Source organism: Parabacteroides sp. PFB2-10 (genome assembly GCF_029893085.1).
Taxonomy (GTDB): Bacteria; Bacteroidota; Bacteroidia; order Bacteroidales; family Tannerellaceae; genus QVMG01.
Window position 1 is genome coordinate 176,379 of the sequence record NZ_JARXWI010000004.1, and the last position, 18,389, is coordinate 194,767.

Consider the following 18,389-nt stretch of genomic DNA (forward strand, 5'->3'; position numbering starts at 1 on the left):
AACAAGATGAAAAAATCTGTTTTATTACTTCTATTACTGTCAACTTTATTTACTACGTATAGTCATTCCCAAGGATTAAAGGGGTTTAAATTGCCCAATGGTTTAACAGTCTATATCTGGGAGGATTTTACCAAGCCAGATGTGTTTGGTATGGTAACAGTCAATGTGGGTGCAGCTTCGGATCCGGATAATCTGACAGGATTAGCCCATTACCTGGAGCACGTTATGTTTAAAGGAACGGAGAAAATTGGAACGATGGATTGGGAAAAGGAAAAACCAATCTATGAACAGATCATTGCCAAATATGATGAATTAGCTGCTACACAAGATGCGGCTCAACGTGAAGCGATCTCTTTAGAGATTAATAAGCTGACGGTAGAGGCTGCCCAGTATATGGTAGGTAATGAGTTTTCGAATTTGACGGAAGAAATGGGAGGAATGATGCTGAACGCCCAGACAGGTTATGACTTTACCCGCTATTTCAATCTTTTCCCTCCTTCTGAAATATACCGGTGGCTGGAGTTGAATTCCGAACGTTTTATCAATCCGGTATTCCGTGCTTTTCAATCAGAGTTGGAAACGGTATATGAAGAATACAATATGGGTCAGGATGAACAAGGACGTCAAATCCAAAGCTTTATGTTGAGTAATATCTTCCCAGGACATCCGTATGCCCGGCCGGTAGTAGGGTATCCAGAGCATCTGAAAAATCCGCAGTTGAGTAAACTAATTGATTTTTATAATACCTGGTATGTGCCTGAAAATATGGTTCTCATATTAGTAGGAAATGTGAAAGCCTCCCAGGTACGTGGTATTATACAGGATAAATTCGGGCGTTTACAGGCAAGACAAGCACCACAACAGAAAGAGAATGCCAGCTGGAACATTAAAGGGAGAAAAGTGGTATCGACGAAATTGACTCCTTATCCCATGCTTCATCTTGCGTTTAATGGAGTACCTCAGGGACATCCTGATGAAATTCCTTTGGAAATATGTATGTCGATTCTCTCGAATGCAAGCCAGACAGGCCTATTGGATAAATTAACTTTGGAAGGAGATTTTATGCAAGCGAGTGCAAGCTTAGCTAACTTCAAAGAACAGGGTCGCATAATGATATCCGCTGTTCCTTACTTTGATATCAATCAGCGCAGATTCAATTCTTTAAGGGATACGGAAAAGATGCTTTGGAAAGAATTGAACAAACTCCAAGAAGGTAAGATTGAAGAGTGGTTATTGCAATCTATAAAAAGCACAATGATCAGACAGTTTGATTTGGCTTTTGAATCTTCTATGGAAAAAGCATTTCGTCTGATGGAGTCTTTTATAAACAAACAGGACGTAAGCGAAGTGTTAGCTTATAAAGACAGGGTGGCGGATATTTCCTTAGATGAGATTAAGGCTGTTGCTAAAAAGTATTTGACAGATGATTTTCTTGTGTTGGATATACAAGAAGGGAAAGCTCCCAAATCTGAAAAACTGGAAAAACCCGGATATGATCCGATTACTCCTTTACGTAATGTAAGATCGGCATACTCTAATACGTTTGCCTCGTTGCCCGTGATGAAGAAAGAACCGGAATTTTGTGATTTTAATGAGGTTCAACAAAAGAAAATCAATGATCTTTCTGAGCTTTTCTATACGAAAAATGAGGAAAATGAGATATTTACTCTTACGCTGAAATATGGTGTGGGAAGAGCGCTTATGCCGAAGTTGGATTATGCGGTTCAATTAATGAATAATGCTGGAATTATGGGATTCTATGAACCTCAGGAGTTAAAGCAGGCATTTAGCGAATTAGGCGCTTCCTGCCGTTTCCGTGTAGATGACAGTTATCTCTATGTGATTATGGAAGGATATGAAGAAAACCTACAGGAATCCTGTAACCTACTGACACGCCAAATTCTGATGCCGAAGTTGGAAGAGAAGCAGTTGAACAATATCATAGGAGGTGAAATGCAATCCCGTATGCGGGAAAAAGATTATGTGGAAAGTGTGAAGGATGCTGTTTCCGAATACCTATTCTATCAGGATAAGTCAGAGTATCTGGATCGGTTACCGATTACGGAGATCCGTGAAATGACAGTTAGCTCATTAACAGGTGAATTCTCCCGTGCTACAGATTACGAAGCAGAAGTTCATTATGTTGGGGGACGTCCTTTTGATGAGGTATACGATATTCTTAGTCAAAATTTACCTTTGAAAGCGAATGAAAGGCCAAGTATATCTCCGGAAGTAAAAGAAAGGGTTTTTTATAGTGAAAATACGATTTTCTTTTTGCCGGAAAACGATGCACAGCAAAGCGGAATCTATTTTTATATCGACGGAAAGCCTTTCAATATAAAGGAACGGATGACAATTAGTGCTGTCAATCAATATCTGAGTGGAGGTTTTAATGGTATCATCATTCAGGAAATCCGGGAATACCGTTCAATGGCATACCATACTTACGGGCGTATTCTTACACCTACTATACCCGACAAACCTTATTACTTTGATGGGTTTATAGGTACCCAGTCTGATAAAACGGTGGAAGCTATCGAGATATTTCTATCGATGATCAACGAAATGCCGGAATATCCCGAACGAATCAACAATATCAAAGAGTATTTGTATAAAGCAAAACTAAGCTCTAAGCCGACATTCCGTACGGCGAGTCAACAATATGAGGCTTGGAGAAAGCTGGGATTCTCTGAAGATCCGGCAAAAACGGAACTGGCTATTATCGAAAGCTTGACGTTTGATGACCTGATGAAATTTTATAACGAAGAGATCAAAGGGAAACCGATGGCAATTGCTATTGTTGGCGATCCAAAGCAGATCGATATCAAACAATTAGAGAAGTTCGGTAAAGTCACCCGACTGAATAAGAATCGGATTTTCTCTTCCAAATAATCCGGAATTAGTCTTTTATAAAAAAACATCGATCTGCAGGGCAATCCTGCAGATCGATGTTTTTTTATCCCTGTTTATTCGCCTGTCTTGGTGTTAATCCCCTATCTTTACACCCTCTAACACAGAACACTAAGGATGGAGAATATATTGACTTCCCTGTTTGATTCGCCTATGTTGCAGGCGGTTGTGGCCTTGTCGTTGGTTTCGGCGGTGGGGTTATTGTTTTCCCGGGTGAAGATTTTCGGTATTTCGCTGGGTATTACCTTTGTCTTTTTCGCAGGCATTATTGCCGGACATTTCGGTGTGACGGTTGAAAAGAATATGCTCTACTTCGCCCAGAGCTTCGGGCTGATCCTCTTTGTTTATTCCTTAGGTTTACAGGTCGGGCCGGGCTTCTTTGGGTCGCTTAAGAAGGGTGGCTTGCAACTCAACCTGATGGCGTTGAGTGTTATCTTCCTTGGATTGTTACTAACCATTCTTTTCAGTAAAATCACCTCTGTCTCTCTGCCAACTATGGTCGGTATCCTGTCCGGGGCGGTGACCAATACGCCTGTACTGGGGGCTGCCCAGCAAACGCTCTATCAGCTGGATCCGGAGAATGCGCGGGGAGTAACCGAGATGGCACTGGGCTGTGCGGTGGCTTATCCTTTGGGTGTCGTAGGGGTTATTTTGGCGATTGTCTTTCTGAAAAGGCTGTTTTTCTCGGAAGAGGAGGCTGAAAAGAATAAAATGAAAAAGGCACCTAAAGCGACGGTGACGGAGTTTAATGTGTCTAATCCGGCCATTTACGAGAAGAGTATTCAGGAGGTGATGCGCTCGGTCAAGCTGAAATTTGTGATCTCCCGTATCTGGCGCGATGGCAGTGTCAGCATTCCTACCTCAGAGACCCAACTGCACGAAGGCGACCATTTGCTCGTGATCTCTTCCAAAGAGGATCTTGACATCATACGTGCCCTGTTTGGCGGGCAGGAGAGCGCGGACTGGAACCGGGAGGATATCGACTGGAATGCGGTGGATCGCAAGCTGGTGTCGCGGCGCATTGTGGTGACCCAGGAAAAGGTGAATGGGGTGAAGCTTGGTACATTGCGTTTGCGTAATCTCTATGGCATCAATATCACCCGGGTGAACCGTGCCGGTATCGATCTGTTGGCCTCCCGCGATTTGCGCTTGCAGATTGGCGACCGCTTGACCATTGTTGGTGAAGGGGCGGCGGTGGCAAACGTGGGAAAGATCCTGGGCGATGAGGTCAAACGGTTGGACAGTCCCAACCTCTTGGCTGTTTTTATCGGTATTACGTTGGGTGTCGTATTAGGAGCTATTCCGATTAGTATACCGGGCATCAGTATGCCGGTGAAGCTGGGTATTGCAGGTGGGCCGATCATCATAGGTATTCTGATGGGTGCCTTCGGGCCGCGCCTGCATCTGGCTACCTACACCACTATGAGTGCCAACCTGATGTTGCGCCAGTTGGGCATTGTGATCTACCTGGCCGGCTTGGGTATCGATTCGGGAGCACATTTCTTTGAAACCGTTTTCCGCCCGGAAGGACTTCTTTGGATTGCCTTGGGGTTTGCCTTGACCGTGGTGCCTGTAATGCTGGTAGGCATAGCTGCTTCCCGCTTGTTTCGCCTTGATTATGCGCAGAATGTCGGCATGCTTTGTGGAAGTATGGCCAACCCGATGGCGCTTACCTTCGCCAATTCCACCGTCGAAGGCGACGAACCTGCTGTCTCTTATGCTACGGTGTATCCCCTTTCTATGTTTACGCGGGTCATTACCGCCCAACTGATTCTAATCCTATTTCTTTGAGTAGAATAGGGTTCTCCTTGTTATACATCTCCTCTCGTGAGCTGACAACCGCTTCCCATTCGTTCTGGAACAAGCCCTCCTTGTCGATGCGGAAGTTCTCGGAGCCCTCTCGGTCGACCTGTTGCAGGACGTAGGAGACAGACAGGATGTTGATGTCGATAGCCGGTTGGTAATAGATGGTCCATTCGTCATGGTCTTCCATCACTTCGGCTACCAGATTGAGCTCTGTTAGTTGGTAGAGAATGTCGGTGGCCAGCCGGATAGGGATATGGTATTCTTGCGAAAGCTCATCGGCGGTATAAGGTTTCTCCCCTTTTTCAAATCTTTTTACGATCAAGGTCATGATGACGATGATTACAAAGTCGCGGTAGCGGCGGCTGATGTTTTGTGTATCGGTTTCGTAGTTGAAGGTGCTCGCGTTTTGTATCGCATAGGCCAATGCACCGCCAAACAGGCAGATCACCCAGGACAATTGCACCCAAAGCAACAGAAGCGGAATGGCCGCAAAGGTTCCATAGATAGCATTGTATTTACCCACCCAGATCTGTCCGCTGATATAGAAGAGCTGGAAGATCTGAAAAGCGCTACCTGCCAGTACGCCGGCAATCAGACCCGGCACAAACCGTACTTTCGTATTGGGCAGGAATATATAGAGTCCGGTAAACACTAAGGAATATATAACAAAAGGAACGATCTTAAACAATAGATTGACCACCGGTGTGAGAAACACAAACTCCTCCAGGATAGTGCTTTGAATGGTCGAGATAAAGATCGACATCCCACTGGAGGCGATCATCAATACCGGGATAATGAGCATCACAGCCAGGTAGTCGGTGACTTTACGGGCAAACGAGCGTGATTTGTTGATCTGCCATATATCATTGAAGGTGTCTTCGATATTGGAAAGCAGGTTGATAACCGTATAAAGCAGTATCACAACACCAATGCCTATAATAAGTCCCCCCTGCGCCTCTGCCAGGTAGCCCTCTACAAATTCGAAGATTTTATTGAGTTCGTTGTCATGGCCGGGTAGGGCATCCTCCACAATATTGCGTACGGTGTCCTGGAAGCCAAATCCTTTGGCAATGCCTAATAAGACAGCCAAAAAGGGCACAATCGCCAGCATGGTGCTGTAAGTAAGCGCCGAAGCGCGGCTTTGCAGGTGTTCGTTCAGGAAACTGCGCACGGCCAATGATATGGATTTAGCGGCATTGATCCCGAAATGTTTGTAGCCGGAGACATCGTTGCGTGTGATACGCCACATATCGTAGGTGATAAAGCGGATGGCCCGGGCGATAAAATCAGTGATGCGCACTATGAAAGAGGTTTTTGCCTCTTTCTTCGGATGTTTTTTGATTTTCTTTGCTTCCATGTCGGGAAAGTATTAAAAATTGCAGTTTGCCTGTAAGCCGGGTTCTGTACTTCCCCCGAGGGAGAAGCGTCTGCCATTTATCTCGACTCTGGCTCTCACCAAAGCTCTAGCGGTCTACCCCCCGGCATCGGGCGGGCAGCCCTACATGCGCCGGTATACATGACCTTACAACCCATAAGACGTACGGCATCTCGCATTGCTGCGAAACCCGGTGAGCTCTCACCTCACCTTTTCACCCTTACCCCCGAGGGGGCGGTTGTTTTCTGTTACGTTACTCTGCCCTCGCGAACAGCTACCCGTTAAGTAGTATGGTGCCCTGTGTTGCCCGGACGTTCCTCCCATCCTTGCGGATGAGCGGCAGACCGGCAAACTGCAATCATGCGGGCAAAATTAGTGATTTATTTCTTAATAGCGGCCTGTTCGGATGGAGTTCAAGTTTATTTTACTCAGTTCAGCCCTAAGCGATTGTTAATTGCTTTGCCTCCTACGGAGAGGTGGTCTCTACCTCTTAAATGTTAAAATCGCGATTGTAAGCAAAAAGCCCGTTTTACTTACAAATCCATACGTTAAAAAGTGTTTCTCCCGGGAGTTTGTCTCCAAAGTCCCACGTTTTTGCGCGCAAAGTCCTGTGGAAATTACAAATCGTAAATTAGGGGTTTCGCCGAAAATGGTCAAATTAACGTTTGTTTACATAATTGTGTTTTTTCTGTCTGCCCCCCCTGTAAATAACAAAACAACAAATTTATTTAGCAATGTGTAAAAAAGAGGGAAAAAATACTGAAATCCCACCTAAATATATAAGTACAAAGGCGGCAAACTTGGAAATATTCGCTACTTTTGTGCTTCAAAAGAAATTTATCAAAACGAACAGTGTAAATGACTACAACAAAGAAAATAAAACGCGCACTGGTATCCGTTTACTACAAAGAAGGTTTAGATGAAATCATTTTGAAACTCCATCGCGAAGGAGTTTCCTTTGTTTCTACCGGGGGTACACAGGCGTTTATCGAATCTTTAGGGGTTCCTTGTGATGCCGTGGAGGACTTGACCGGTTATCCTTCTATTTTGGGTGGACGCGTAAAAACATTACATCCGAAGGTGTTCGGGGGTATTCTGGCCCGTCGTGAGAACGAGCAGGATCGTAATCAGTTGGAACAATATGAAATTCCTGAGATCGACCTGGTGATTGTCGATTTGTATCCTTTTGAAGAGACCGTTGCTTCGGGCGCGGAAGACCAGGCGATTATTGAAAAGATAGATATAGGCGGTATCTCGTTGATCCGGGGCGCTGCCAAAAATTATAAAGATGTGATTATTGTCGCTTCCAAGGCGCAATACGCACCGTTGATGAGTTTACTCAACGAAAAGGGAGCCAACTCCACGATCGACGATCGTCGTTGGTTTGCCAAAGAGGCCTTTGCGGTTTCTTCCGGTTATGATTCGGCGATTTTCAACTATTTCGATGCCGGAAACGGATCCTATTTCCGCGCGGCGGTAGACGGGCCGATCCCGATGCGTTACGGAGAGAACCCGCACCAAGCGGCTGCCTTCTTTGGTCGTCTCAGCGATATGTTCGACCAGTTGCATGGAAAGGAAATTTCCTATAACAACCTCTTGGATATCGATGCGGCCGTGAGCCTGATCGATGAGTTTGATGAGGTAACATTCGCGATCCTGAAGCATAACAATGCGTGCGGTATCGCCTCCCGTCCGACCGTACTCGAGGCATGGAATGATGCCTTGGCCGGTGACCCGGTGTCGGCTTTCGGAGGGATTCTGATTACCAATACAACGATTACCAAAGCAGCCGCGGAAGAGATGCATAAGATCTTCTTCGAGGTGGTGATTGCTCCGGCTTACGACGAGGAGGCACTGGAGGTGTTGAAACAAAAGAAAAACCGTATTATCCTGGTGCGTAAGGATTGCCAATTGCCGGCAACTCAATTCCGTTCATTGTTGAACGGCGTGTTGCAGCAGGAGAAAGACCTGAGCATTCAGGTGGCAACCGATCTGGAACCTTTGACAAAGAAGGCACCGACCGCAGCGGAGGTAGAAGATCTGTTGTTCGCTAATAAGATCGTAAAACACAGCAAATCGAATGCAATTACGTTGGTGAAAAATAAACAATTGTGTGCAAGCGGTATCGGTCAGACATCGCGTGTCGACAGTTTGCGTCAGGCTATCGAGAAGGCTCGCTCTTTCGAGTTCGATCTGCAAGGAGCGGTGATGGCTTCCGATGCCTTTTTCCCTTTCCCGGATTGCGTGGAAATAGCTTATGAAGCCGGCATCAGGGCGGTGATTCAACCGGGCGGATCGGTAAACGATCAGTTGTCGGTTGACTATTGCGATGCACACGATGTGGCTATGGTAAAAACAGGAGTTCGTCATTTTAAACACTAAAGAACAATGGGATTATTCTCTTTCACACAAGAGTTGGCGATGGATCTCGGAACAGCCAATACGATTATCATCAGCAATGGTAAGGTGGTGGTCGACCAACCGTCGATGGTTGCGCTCGACAGACGCTCCGACAAGGTGTTGGCTATCGGGGAGAAAGCACGACAAATGCATGGGAAAGCGCATGAAAATATACGGACAATCCGCCCGCTTCGCGATGGCGTGATTGCCGACTTCTTCGCCGCTGAGCAGATGATTCGCGGGATGATCAAGATGATGAATCCGAAAAACCGCCTCTTCTCGCCTTCGCTGCGTATTGTGGTTTGTATCCCTTCCGGAAGCACGGAGGTGGAGATGCGCGCCGTACGCGACTCGGCGGAGCATGCCGGAGGACGCGATGTGTATATGATCTATGAACCGATGGCGGCTGCGATAGGTATTGGCCTGGATGTAGAGGCACCGGAAGGTAATATGATCGTGGATATAGGTGGGGGAACCACCGAGATTGCTGTGATCTCATTGGGCGGTATCGTGTCGAATAAGTCGATCCGTATTGCCGGTGACGACCTGACGGGCGACATTATGGAATATATGCGTCGCCAGCACAATATCAAAGTGGGGGAACGAACCGCCGAATCGATCAAGATCAATGTCGGATCGGCTTTGACCTTCCTCGATAACCCACCCGAAGACTATATCGTACACGGGCCAAACCAGATGACGGCGCTTCCGATGGAGGTTCCGATCTCTTATCAGGAAATTGCGCATTGTATGGAAAAATCTATTTCGAAGATGGAAGCGGCTATCCTGAGTGCTCTGGAACATACGCCTCCCGAATTGTATGCCGATATCGTGCGTAACGGTATCTACCTGGCCGGTGGGGGCGCGCTGATGCGCGGGCTCGACAAGCGATTGACCGATAAGATTAATATCAAGTTCCATGTGGCCGAAGACCCGTTGCGTGCGGTGGCCAAAGGAACCGGCATTGCGCTGAAGAATATAGACAAGTTTAATTTCCTTATGAGATAAATTATAAATGAGGAATGAAGAATGAAAAATGATTCTTCATTCCTCATTCTTCATTCTTCATTTCCAAGAAATGCGTCAACTGATTGATTTCCTTGTTCGCAAGCGTCACTGGCTTTTGTTCTTTTTGCTGGAAGTAGTTGCTTTTCTATTGATTTATCAGAATAGCACCTACCAGCGAACCATACTGATCAGTTCAGCCAATGTGGTGACCGGGCATATTGCCTCGCTGGCAGGATCTGTCACAAGCTATTTCAGCCTGGGCGAAGTAAACCGGGAGTTGACGATGCGAAATGGAGAACTGGAAATGGAGGTGATTGCTCTACGTGACGAGATCGAGGCATTGCAAGCGAAGGAGCGTCCGTTTATGGGCTTTCTGCCTGAATCGATCGAACATTTTCCTTACTCTTTTGTAGCAGCCAAGGTGGTCAACAACAGTGTGACGCATCTGTCCAACTATATCACGATCAACCGGGGACGCAAAGCCGGTATCGAGCCGGATATGGGGGTGGTGTCCGATCAGGGGGTGGTAGGCATTGTGACCAAGGTGTCCGATTATTTTGCTGTCGTTATGCCGATGCTTAATCCTAAATTTGGCTTGAGTTGTAAGTTGGCCGGCAACAATTACTTCGGTACCCTGAACTGGAATGGGCGTGATCCGCGCTTAGTGCAACTCAATGAGCTGCCGCGGCATGTGGAATTCGAGAAAGGCGATACGGTCGTGACAAGTTCCTATTCGGGCATTTTCCCTCCGGGTATTATTGTGGGAACTGTTGTGGATGCCCGTCGCCAGCACGATGATAATTTTCATGCGCTGGATATTGCTCCGTCGACCGACTTCCAGTCGCTGACAAACGTGCGCGTATTGATTAACCCGATGCAGGCGGAACAACGACGCCTGGAAAGCGAGATAAAAGAAAGATGATACAGGATGTTATACGAGGGCTGATCTATTTTGTGGTGCTTGTACTTATACAGGTGCTCTTTCTGAATCATATCCATTTCCTGCGGATGGTGACTCCCTTTCTGTATGTCTACTTTCTGTTGAAATTGCCTTACGATATATCGCGTAACTATATGCTTCTGATTGCGTTCTTTACCGGGTTGGTGGTGGACGCGTTTACCAATACGCCCGGTATGCATGCGGCGGCCTGTACATTGGCTGTCTTTTGTCGGGAGCCAATGATTCGTTTCTGGGTCGGGAAAGACCTGCCGGATGGGGTATATCCTTCATATCGTTCGTTTGGTTTCGGCAATTTCTTCAAATACACGCTCTCTTTTGTGTTGATCCATCATACTGCTTTATTTCTTATTGAATCCTTCTCGCTTTTCGATCCGCTTTTCCTATCTTTACGCATTCTGGGAAGTAGCGCAATGACTATCCTGTTGATTTTAGCAGTAGAAGCATTTAATGTAGAGTCACAACAAAGTGAAGACAAACGATAAATTTAAGTTTGAAAACCGTAAATATGTCATTGGCGGGGCTGTCGTAGTGGTAGTCCTTCTCTTTATTATTCGTCTTTTCTTCCTGCAGGTATTGGATAACGATTATAAGATCTGGGCGGATAACAATGCCTTCCTGCGAAAAACCATTTACCCTTCCCGGGGAATCATCTACGACCGTGCCGGAAGACTGTTGGTTTATAACCAGCCGGCCTACGATGTGATGGTGGTTATGCGCGAGGTGCAGCCCTTTGATACGCTTGAATTTTGCAATACGGTAGGCATTACTAAGGAGGTATTCGATCGGCGCATCATAGAAATCAAGGATCGTCGCCTGAATCCCGGCTACTCCTCCTATGTTCCCCAGCTGTTTATGAATCAGCTTTCGGCACAGGAGTATGGGATGTTGCAGGAAAAGCTCTACAAATTCCCTGGCTTCTATATCCAGAACCGTACGCTGCGCGATTATGAATACCCGAATGCCGGCAATATCCTGGGCGATGTGGGCGAGGTAAACAAAAAAGATATCGAGAAAGATCCCTATTATGTGCAGACGGACTATTCGGGACGCTCCGGGGTGGAGCGCTCGTATGAGCATGTTTTACGAGGCGAAAAGGGTATTGAGATCCTGTTGCGCGACGCACACGGACGTATCAAAGGGAAGTATGAAGAGGGAATTCACGATGTACCTCCGGTGTCAGGTAAGAGCCTAAAGTTGAGTATCGATATGGAATTGCAGGCTTACGGCGAGAAATTGATGCAAGGGAAGCTGGGCAGTATTGTGATGATCGAGCCTTCAACAGGCGAAGTCTTGTGCTTAGTGACCGCTCCTTCCTATGATCCCCGTTTGTTGGTTGGCCGTCAGCGCGGTCCCAATCACATTATGTTGGAGAAAAACCCGCTGAATCCTTTGCTCGACCGTTCCATTATGGGCTTTTATCCTCCAGGTTCTACGTTTAAACCGTCGCAGGGTTTGATCTTCTTACAGGAAGGATCCACTACGGCTCATACGCATTACTCCTGTGCCCTGGGGTATACGTTCCGGGGAGGAAAGCCGGCTTGTCATGCGCATACTTCTCCTATCTCGCTGGTTCCGGCGATTGCCACCTCTTGTAACTCTTACTTCTGTTGGGGATTACATGATATGTTGGACGACCGGAAGCTTTATCCTACCGTGCAGGATGCTTTTGAGTCCTGGAAGAATCATATAGTTTCTATGGGTTATGGCTATCGTTTGGGTATTGACCTGCCGGGCGAATACCGCGGTTTCATACCCAACAGCAAGTTCTATGACAAGTATCATCCGACACGTTGGAACTCCAGTACGATCATCTCTATCGCGATCGGGCAGGGCGAGGTGACGGCCACGCCGCTGCAGATAGCCAACCTGGCTGCCACGATTGCCAACCGGGGTTACTTCTATACGCCGCATGTGGTTAAAGAGATCGAAGATACCCCTTTGGATTCAACCTATACCACCCGTCGTTATACAACGGTGGATCGTCTGCATTATGAGGTCGTTGCCGAAGGAATGCGACAGGCTGTCGTGACCGGCACCTGCTATCGCGCGGCTATTCCGGATATAGAGGTGTGTGGAAAGACCGGTACGGCAGAGAACCCGCATGGGAAAGACCATTCCGCTTTTATCGGCTTTGCGCCGTATAAGAATCCAAAAGTGGCGATTGCCGTCTATGTGGAAAACGGAGGCTGGGGAGCCAACTACGGGGTGCCTATCGGTCGTTTGATGATGGAAAAGTATCTTGAGGTTGAGCAATCGATCGAAAGCCAGTATATGGAAGAACAAATGATCCACTCTTCAACCCTTTTACCTTATGCGCAACAGTAAAAAGAGCCTTTGGCAAACAGTCGACTGGATTACGATCCTCTTCTTTGTCTTGTTGGTAGCAGCAGGATGGCTTAGCATTTGTGGCGCCAGTTATGATTTTGATAACGCGGGACTGTTCGACCCCTCCGGCCGTCCGGGCTCCCAGTTGATATGGATCGGCTCCTCTGTGGTGTTGATCTTTATCATTATGATGCTGGATGATAAGTTTTACGATGTGTTTGCTTACCTGATATATGGCTTTGTCATTGTCCTGTTGATCGCAACCATTGTCGGCGCCATGGCCAATTTGCCTTTTGTCCCTGACATCAAAGGCTCGCGTTCCTGGCTGGTGTTCGGACCTATCCGACTGCAACCGGCCGAATTCGCGAAGTTTGCCACAGCGCTTGCCCTGGCGAAGTTTATGAATGGGTACGGCTTTAAACTCAATACACCGAAGAATCTCTTCATTGCTTTGTTACTGATCGTCGTGCCGATGATTGCTATCCTGATGCAGAAAGAGACCGGCTCTGCCTTGGTTTACTTAGCCTTTTTCCTTGTGCTCTACCGCGAAGGTATGTCGGGCTATATCCTTTTGGCGGGCATTTGCGCTGTGCTCTACTTTGTAACAGGTATAAAGTATTCGGAAGATCTGGTCGGCATCACCCCTTTAGGTGAACTATTGGTTATGATTATGACCCTGATCATATCGACCGCCTTAGTTGGAGTGGTGGCGAAAGACAAGCGGAATATGCTGATCCTTTTTGGTGTAGTAGGGTTTGGCTACCTGGCGGCATACATAGCCTCTTTATATATTCCGCTGAATTTCGTTTGGGTAAGCTACGGACTTATCGCCTTAGTGATAATTTACCTATTAGTTCTTTCGCTGAAGAAGTGGGTTTGGTCGTATGCGCTCATTGCTTTCTTTGCTGTGTTATCGGTCGGTTTCCTCTATTCGGTCGATTATGTGTTCGACAATATACTGGAACCCCACCAGCAGGTGCGTATCAAGGTCTCTTTAGGCCTGGAAGACGATCCTACCGGTGCCGGGTATAATGTGAACCAATCGAAGATCGCTATCGGCTCCGGCGGGCTGACGGGGAAAGGCTTTCTGAACGGAACACAGACCAAACTGAAGTATGTGCCCGAACAGGATACCGATTTCATTTTCTGTACGGTAGGAGAAGAGCAGGGTTTTGTCGGAGCCTCCGCTGCTTTGTTGCTCTTCGGTTTGTTTATTCTCCGGCTTGTCTGGTTGGCCGAACGGCAGAACAATGCCTTCGGAAGGGTGTATGGCTATAGTGTGGCATCGATTTTCTTTTTCCACCTATTGATCAATATTGGTATGGTACTCGGTCTTACGCCCGTGATCGGTATTCCTTTGCCTTTCTTTAGCTACGGAGGCTCTTCGCTCTGGGGCTTCACGATCCTGTTGTTTATCTTCCTGCGCCTGGATGCCTCGCGCAAGGTGTGGCACTAAGTTTCTCTTCGGATTATCGGGCAGATTCTTCGATGCGCACGCCTATCTGCTGGATGCCCGGCAGGCTCTCTTTGCGCATGCCCTGGCGGAAGCTGATGGTGTAGGATCCTGTGTCGGGGAAAAGGTATCGGGTGTGTAATGGGAAGCTCGATTGATGTACCGACATGCCGTCGCCCAGCCATTTGCCGAAGTCGTCTGCCAGCATACATTCCAACGTGTCGCGTGCTACTTCTCCCGAAGGCAGTTTCTCTTCGAGGAATACCCAGAGGTTTTGAAACGGATAGAGATTATTGTTACGCACCTCGAATGTCATATCGTAGGGCCGGGCGTTGTCGTCGATCCGGAACACAAAGAAGTATTCTTCGGCCTTCTCCCAATTGCGTCCTTCCAGGGTGTGATATTCATCGTAGACCACTTTGTTGTCGCAGGAAGAAAACAACAAACTCCCTATCCCTAACCATACGAGTATGTTTCCGATACCCTTTTTCATCTCCCGGCGTTAGTTATCCGTTTTCTTGATCGGTCTTTTGATTTGGTTGGGACCCTGTTCCCTGTTCCGGTTAGGTGCTTGTTCCCTGTTTCGGTTTGGACCGCGCTCGTTGTTCCGGTTAGAGTTGCGCTCATTGTTCCGATTGGGAGCCTGATCATTGTTCCTGTTCGAGGGTTGCTCGTTGTTTCTATTCGCAGGCAGCTCGTCTCCCTCCGGTTTTTTCTTTTTCTTCTTTTTCTTCTTTTTGACGTTGTCGAAGCGGGTCACGCTCTCCTGTCCCAGGATATCCATCGCGTCTCTCTTGGGTGCTTGCTGTACCACCTCTTCAAGCGATTCCGGGCGTTCGCCCCGTTTGTTCATCCGGATAATATCAAAAGCGCGGTCGGCCGATATGGTGACTAAGTTGGAGGCGTATGTCCTTTCCGTCGAGTAGGTAATCTCCTTGTTGAATATGTCGCTCTTGAAGTGATAGTAGTTCCTGTCTTTCGTTTCCAATACCATTTCGCGGGCGGGCAGTTGCTTCTGCGCTTCCACGTAGGCATCTACTTCGTAGTTGATGCAACATTTCAGTTTCGCGCATTGTCCGGCCAGCTTCTGCGGATTCATGGAGATGTCCTGGTAGCGGGCGGCGCCGGTAGCTACTGATACGAAATTAGTCATCCAGCTCGAGCAACATAGTTCGCGTCCGCAAGGACCGATTCCTCCGATACGTCCTGCCTCCTGGCGTGCGCCGATCTGTTTCATCTCAATGCGCACACGGAATGCTTCGGCCAATACCTTGATCAGTTGACGGAAGTCGACCCGTTCGTCGGCAATGTAATAGAAGATGGCTTTGTTACCGTCGCCCTGATACTCGACGTCGCCGATCTTCATGTTCAGCCCCAGATCGGCGGCGATCTGACGCGAGCGGATCATGGTGTCGTGTTCGCGTGTTTTGGCTTCGGCGTATTTATCGAGGTCGGTCTGCTTGGCTTTGCGGTAGATTTTTTTGGGTTCTGCGTCGATGCGGACATGGTTCTTCTTCATCTGAAGATCCACCAGTTTGCCGGTCAGGGTGACCGTGCCGATATCATGTCCCGGACTTGACTCTACGGCTACCACATCTCCTTTTTCCAACGGGAGCTTCGCGCTGTTTACATAATAACCCTTGCGGGTATTCTTGAATTGCACCTCCACATACTCAGTAGCCTCTTCCGCTCCCGGAACATCATAAAGCCAATTGTATGTATTTAGTTTTTTATCTTGTTTTATACAGCAACCTTTCGAGCACATGCGAATGCTGCCGTTATTTAGCTTGAAATCCATGCGATTTAATGAATTGATCTATATATTGTTTCAATAGTCTTGTGCAAAAATAGTCAATAATTCTTATAATCGTGGAAAACAACTCTTTTCATTTTATCTGAAAAGAATAAATTGCAGGTTCGCGTGTTGGGGGAACAGCTGGGGAGGGGTTGAATATTTTCCCAAATATCAAATCGCTTTACGCCTTCGGTTAAGGGAGTGTTGATTTTTAAAACGTATTGTATTGTAAAATAAAATGGCGTTTTAGCTTACGCGCTGTATTTTAAGGAGGGAAGATTTGATTGCTAAAATAAAAATCTTGCTTTTTCTTTTTTATATTCAAATAATGGATATATTTGCCCCGTAATAAGACTGGTGTAGAGGTGTTTTAGGAAGTTTTCTTCTTGAAACATTTTCTTTTTTTTGAACAAGTAAATTGTGATAATGTCTTAAGTATTGATTTAAACGAGCAAAATGACAGTTATTGAAGCTTATTAGAACGAATTTTATAGGAAATTCGGGAAATAGCTAACTTAAACATATTCGAAAAACACATGGAAAAGAAGACAATTGTAACCGGGGTAATCGGTGCAGACGTGCATGCTGTTGGAAATAAGATCATAGCCTATGCACTGGAAAAAGAGGGATTTAACATTGTAAACCTTGGCGTTATGGTATCCCAAGAAGAATATATTGCGGCGGCTCTGGAGACGAATGCCGATGTGATCCTGGTTTCTTCCCTCTACGGACACGGAGAAATCGACTGTCAGGGGCTACGTCAGAAATGTGACGAAGCGGGACTCAAGAACATTCCGTTACTGGCCGGCGGTAACTTAGTCGTAGGGAAGCAAGACTTTGCTGAAGTGGAAAAGAGATTCTTAGATATGGGATTCACCAAAGCCTATCCTCCCGGAACAACCATAGAAACAACCATAGCCGACCTGAAAGAGATCTTAGGCCTATCGTAGGACTCCCCAACATTGTACGATGAATATTCTTACGGTAGATTTTGGTAGTACCTATACCAAACTCACGGCAATTAATGCGACAGATGCTGTTATTCTTGGCACCGCAAGCGCATTTACCACCATCGATACAGATATCATGCATGGCTTCACTACCGCTTTGCGCCTACTGGAGGAGCGGATAGGGCGATTCAGCTATGATCGCCTGTTGTGTTGCAGTAGTGCCGGTGGCGGATTGAAAATGATTGCCCTGGGGCTTGTGCCCGAGTTGACAGCCCAGGCTGCCCGCCTGGCTGCCTCGAGCGCCGGAGCCAAGGTGATCCGCACCTATTCGTTTGAGATATCCCGCATGGAACAGGAGGAGATCTATGAGATCAATCCCGATATTGTGCTTCTCTGCGGAGGAACCGATGGGGGCAACAAAGAGGTGATTACCGCCAATGCACGCCGCCTCTGCGAGATCGACCGGCCGTTTACGGTGATCGTGGCCGGCAACAAAAGCGCTTCACACGAGATCAAAGCCATTTTCGAAGCCGCGGGGCGGGAGTATGTCATCACCGAAAATGTGATGCCGACCTTCAATAAGCTTAATATCGAACCGGCTCGGCAAAGCATCCGCGAACTGTTTATCCAAAAAATTATCGATGCGAAGGGGCTTACCGCCGTTCAGGCGATGGCTACCGCCGATGTGATCCCCACGCCGCTGGCTGTTATGGCGGGCTGTGAATTGTTGAGCCGTGGCACACGGCAGACACCCGGTATTGGCGACTTTATGGCGGTCGATCTGGGGGGAGCAACGACCGATATCTATTCGATGTCGGATGGCAAACCCTCGATGAGTAATGTCTTGGAGAAAGGGCTTCCCGAGCCATTCAGCAAACGAACGGTCGAAGGCGATCTGGGTATGCGATACAGTCTCCCGTCGCTTTACGAAGCGTCTGATATAGAAGAGATAGCCTGTAAAACGGGTGTTTCTGCGGAAGCTATTGGAGCCTGGGTGGAGCAATGCATGGCCAATCCGGACCGGATTGCCAGCAGCGAGGAGGAACAGGCCATCGACAGCGCTTTGGCACAGCGGGCGGTCGAGATAGCGGTCGAAAGACATTGCGGCTATCTGGAGAGTTCATATACCCCATTGGGGGAGATATTCACCCTGACAGGGAAGGATCTTTCGGAGGTTTCCTATATAATAGGTATAGGAGGCGCCATTATTAACAGTAATCATCCGCCTAATATTCTAAAGGGAGCTATCTACAATCCGAAGAAGCCATATATCCTGAAGCCGAAACAACCGGCCTACCTATTCGACAAGCGGTATATATTTGCTTCGATGGGATTGCTCAGCAGTATGGATCCCGAATTGGCCCTGTATTTCATGAAGAAAGAGATTCAATAAATAAAACACAAAG

Annotated in this window: 13 protein-coding genes and 1 other RNA gene; 10 read left to right on the plus strand and 4 right to left on the minus strand. The window is 47.3% G+C overall.

The features are described 5' to 3' along the window. Positions 1–6: 6 nt before the first annotated feature. Together M2137_RS05220 and M2137_RS05225 are read left to right on the plus strand one after the other, a co-directional pair. Positions 7–2,892: a M16 family metallopeptidase gene (locus M2137_RS05220; protein WP_280765410.1), complete on the plus strand. Its 2,886-nt coding sequence runs from the start codon at positions 7–9 to the stop codon at positions 2,890–2,892. A gap of 135 nt (positions 2,893–3,027) precedes the next feature. Beyond that, entirely contained in the window at positions 3,028–4,701 is a 1,674-nt protein-coding gene (locus tag M2137_RS05225; RefSeq protein WP_280765411.1) for a putative transporter, read from the plus strand. On the opposite strand, the gene M2137_RS05230 is transcribed toward M2137_RS05225, so the two are convergent. Continuing rightward, positions 4,667–5,965 carry a YihY/virulence factor BrkB family protein gene (locus tag M2137_RS05230; protein ID WP_280765499.1) on the minus strand — a complete coding sequence of 433 codons (1,299 nt, stop codon included), beginning with the start codon at positions 5,963–5,965 and terminating at the stop codon, positions 4,667–4,669. The genes M2137_RS05225 and M2137_RS05230 overlap by 35 nt on opposite strands. Before the next feature lie 125 nt (positions 5,966–6,090). Then, positions 6,091–6,447, minus strand: an RNA gene (gene rnpB, locus M2137_RS05235) — RNase P RNA component class A. A 502-nt stretch (positions 6,448–6,949) separates the two neighbouring features. On the opposite strand from rnpB, the gene purH reads away from it, so the two are divergent. From purH to rodA, 6 genes are all read left to right on the plus strand, one after another. After that, positions 6,950–8,473 (plus strand): bifunctional phosphoribosylaminoimidazolecarboxamide formyltransferase/IMP cyclohydrolase, encoded by a 1,524-nt coding sequence (gene purH / locus M2137_RS05240; RefSeq protein ID WP_280765412.1) that lies wholly within the window; start codon positions 6,950–6,952, stop codon positions 8,471–8,473. A 6-nt stretch (positions 8,474–8,479) separates the two neighbouring features. Beyond that, positions 8,480–9,499: a rod shape-determining protein gene (locus M2137_RS05245; RefSeq protein ID WP_280765413.1), complete on the plus strand. Its 1,020-nt coding sequence runs from the start codon at positions 8,480–8,482 to the stop codon at positions 9,497–9,499. Between the two features lie 70 nt (positions 9,500–9,569). Continuing rightward, on the plus strand, positions 9,570–10,421 hold the full coding sequence (mreC, locus tag M2137_RS05250; RefSeq protein ID WP_280765414.1) for a rod shape-determining protein MreC: 852 nt from the start codon (positions 9,570–9,572) through the stop codon (positions 10,419–10,421). Beyond that, positions 10,418–10,942, plus strand: coding sequence for a rod shape-determining protein MreD (mreD, locus tag M2137_RS05255; protein ID WP_280765415.1), 525 nt, complete (start codon positions 10,418–10,420; stop codon positions 10,940–10,942). The genes mreC and mreD overlap by 4 nt, the downstream gene beginning before the upstream one ends. Then, positions 10,926–12,785, plus strand: coding sequence for a penicillin-binding transpeptidase domain-containing protein (locus M2137_RS05260; RefSeq protein WP_280765416.1), 1,860 nt, complete (start codon positions 10,926–10,928; stop codon positions 12,783–12,785). The genes mreD and M2137_RS05260 overlap by 17 nt, the downstream gene beginning before the upstream one ends. Continuing rightward, positions 12,772–14,241 (plus strand): rod shape-determining protein RodA, encoded by a 1,470-nt coding sequence (gene rodA, locus M2137_RS05265; RefSeq protein WP_280765417.1) that lies wholly within the window; start codon positions 12,772–12,774, stop codon positions 14,239–14,241. The genes M2137_RS05260 and rodA overlap by 14 nt, the downstream gene beginning before the upstream one ends. A gap of 13 nt (positions 14,242–14,254) precedes the next feature. Here the strand turns inward: rodA and M2137_RS05270 are convergent, their stop codons facing one another. Beyond that, positions 14,255–14,731: a gliding motility lipoprotein GldH gene (locus M2137_RS05270; protein WP_280765418.1), complete on the minus strand. Its 477-nt coding sequence runs from the start codon at positions 14,729–14,731 to the stop codon at positions 14,255–14,257. 9 nt (positions 14,732–14,740) lie between these two features. Beyond that, entirely contained in the window at positions 14,741–16,036 is a 1,296-nt protein-coding gene (gene ricT / locus M2137_RS05275; protein WP_280765419.1) for a regulatory iron-sulfur-containing complex subunit RicT, read from the minus strand. A gap of 533 nt (positions 16,037–16,569) precedes the next feature. Here ricT and glmS point away from each other — a divergent pair. Together glmS and glmL are read left to right on the plus strand one after the other, a co-directional pair. After that, positions 16,570–16,983, plus strand: coding sequence for a methylaspartate mutase subunit S (gene glmS / locus M2137_RS05280; protein ID WP_280765420.1), 414 nt, complete (start codon positions 16,570–16,572; stop codon positions 16,981–16,983). A gap of 19 nt (positions 16,984–17,002) precedes the next feature. Continuing rightward, positions 17,003–18,376: a methylaspartate mutase accessory protein GlmL gene (glmL, locus tag M2137_RS05285; protein WP_280765421.1), complete on the plus strand. Its 1,374-nt coding sequence runs from the start codon at positions 17,003–17,005 to the stop codon at positions 18,374–18,376. The last annotated feature ends 13 nt before the right edge of the window (positions 18,377–18,389 follow it).

Excerpts from the sequence above, each read along its gene's own strand:
- M2137_RS05230 (WP_280765499.1), bottom strand. The coding sequence starts at position 5,965 with ATGTGGCGTATCACACGCAACGATGTCTCCGGCTACAAACATTTCGGG.
- M2137_RS05225 (WP_280765411.1), top strand. The coding sequence starts at position 3,028 with ATGGAGAATATATTGACTTCCCTGTTTGATTCGCCTATGTTGCAGGCG.
- ricT (WP_280765419.1), bottom strand. The coding sequence starts at position 16,036 with ATGGATTTCAAGCTAAATAACGGCAGCATTCGCATGTGCTCGAAAGGT.
- glmL (WP_280765421.1), top strand. The coding sequence starts at position 17,003 with ATGAATATTCTTACGGTAGATTTTGGTAGTACCTATACCAAACTCACG.
- rodA (WP_280765417.1), top strand. The coding sequence starts at position 12,772 with ATGCGCAACAGTAAAAAGAGCCTTTGGCAAACAGTCGACTGGATTACG.
- glmS (WP_280765420.1), top strand. The coding sequence starts at position 16,570 with ATGGAAAAGAAGACAATTGTAACCGGGGTAATCGGTGCAGACGTGCAT.
- M2137_RS05270 (WP_280765418.1), bottom strand. The coding sequence starts at position 14,731 with ATGAAAAAGGGTATCGGAAACATACTCGTATGGTTAGGGATAGGGAGT.
- M2137_RS05220 (WP_280765410.1), top strand. The coding sequence starts at position 7 with ATGAAAAAATCTGTTTTATTACTTCTATTACTGTCAACTTTATTTACT.
- purH (WP_280765412.1), top strand. The coding sequence starts at position 6,950 with ATGACTACAACAAAGAAAATAAAACGCGCACTGGTATCCGTTTACTAC.
- mreD (WP_280765415.1), top strand. The coding sequence starts at position 10,418 with ATGATACAGGATGTTATACGAGGGCTGATCTATTTTGTGGTGCTTGTA.
- mreC (WP_280765414.1), top strand. The coding sequence starts at position 9,570 with ATGCGTCAACTGATTGATTTCCTTGTTCGCAAGCGTCACTGGCTTTTG.
- M2137_RS05245 (WP_280765413.1), top strand. The coding sequence starts at position 8,480 with ATGGGATTATTCTCTTTCACACAAGAGTTGGCGATGGATCTCGGAACA.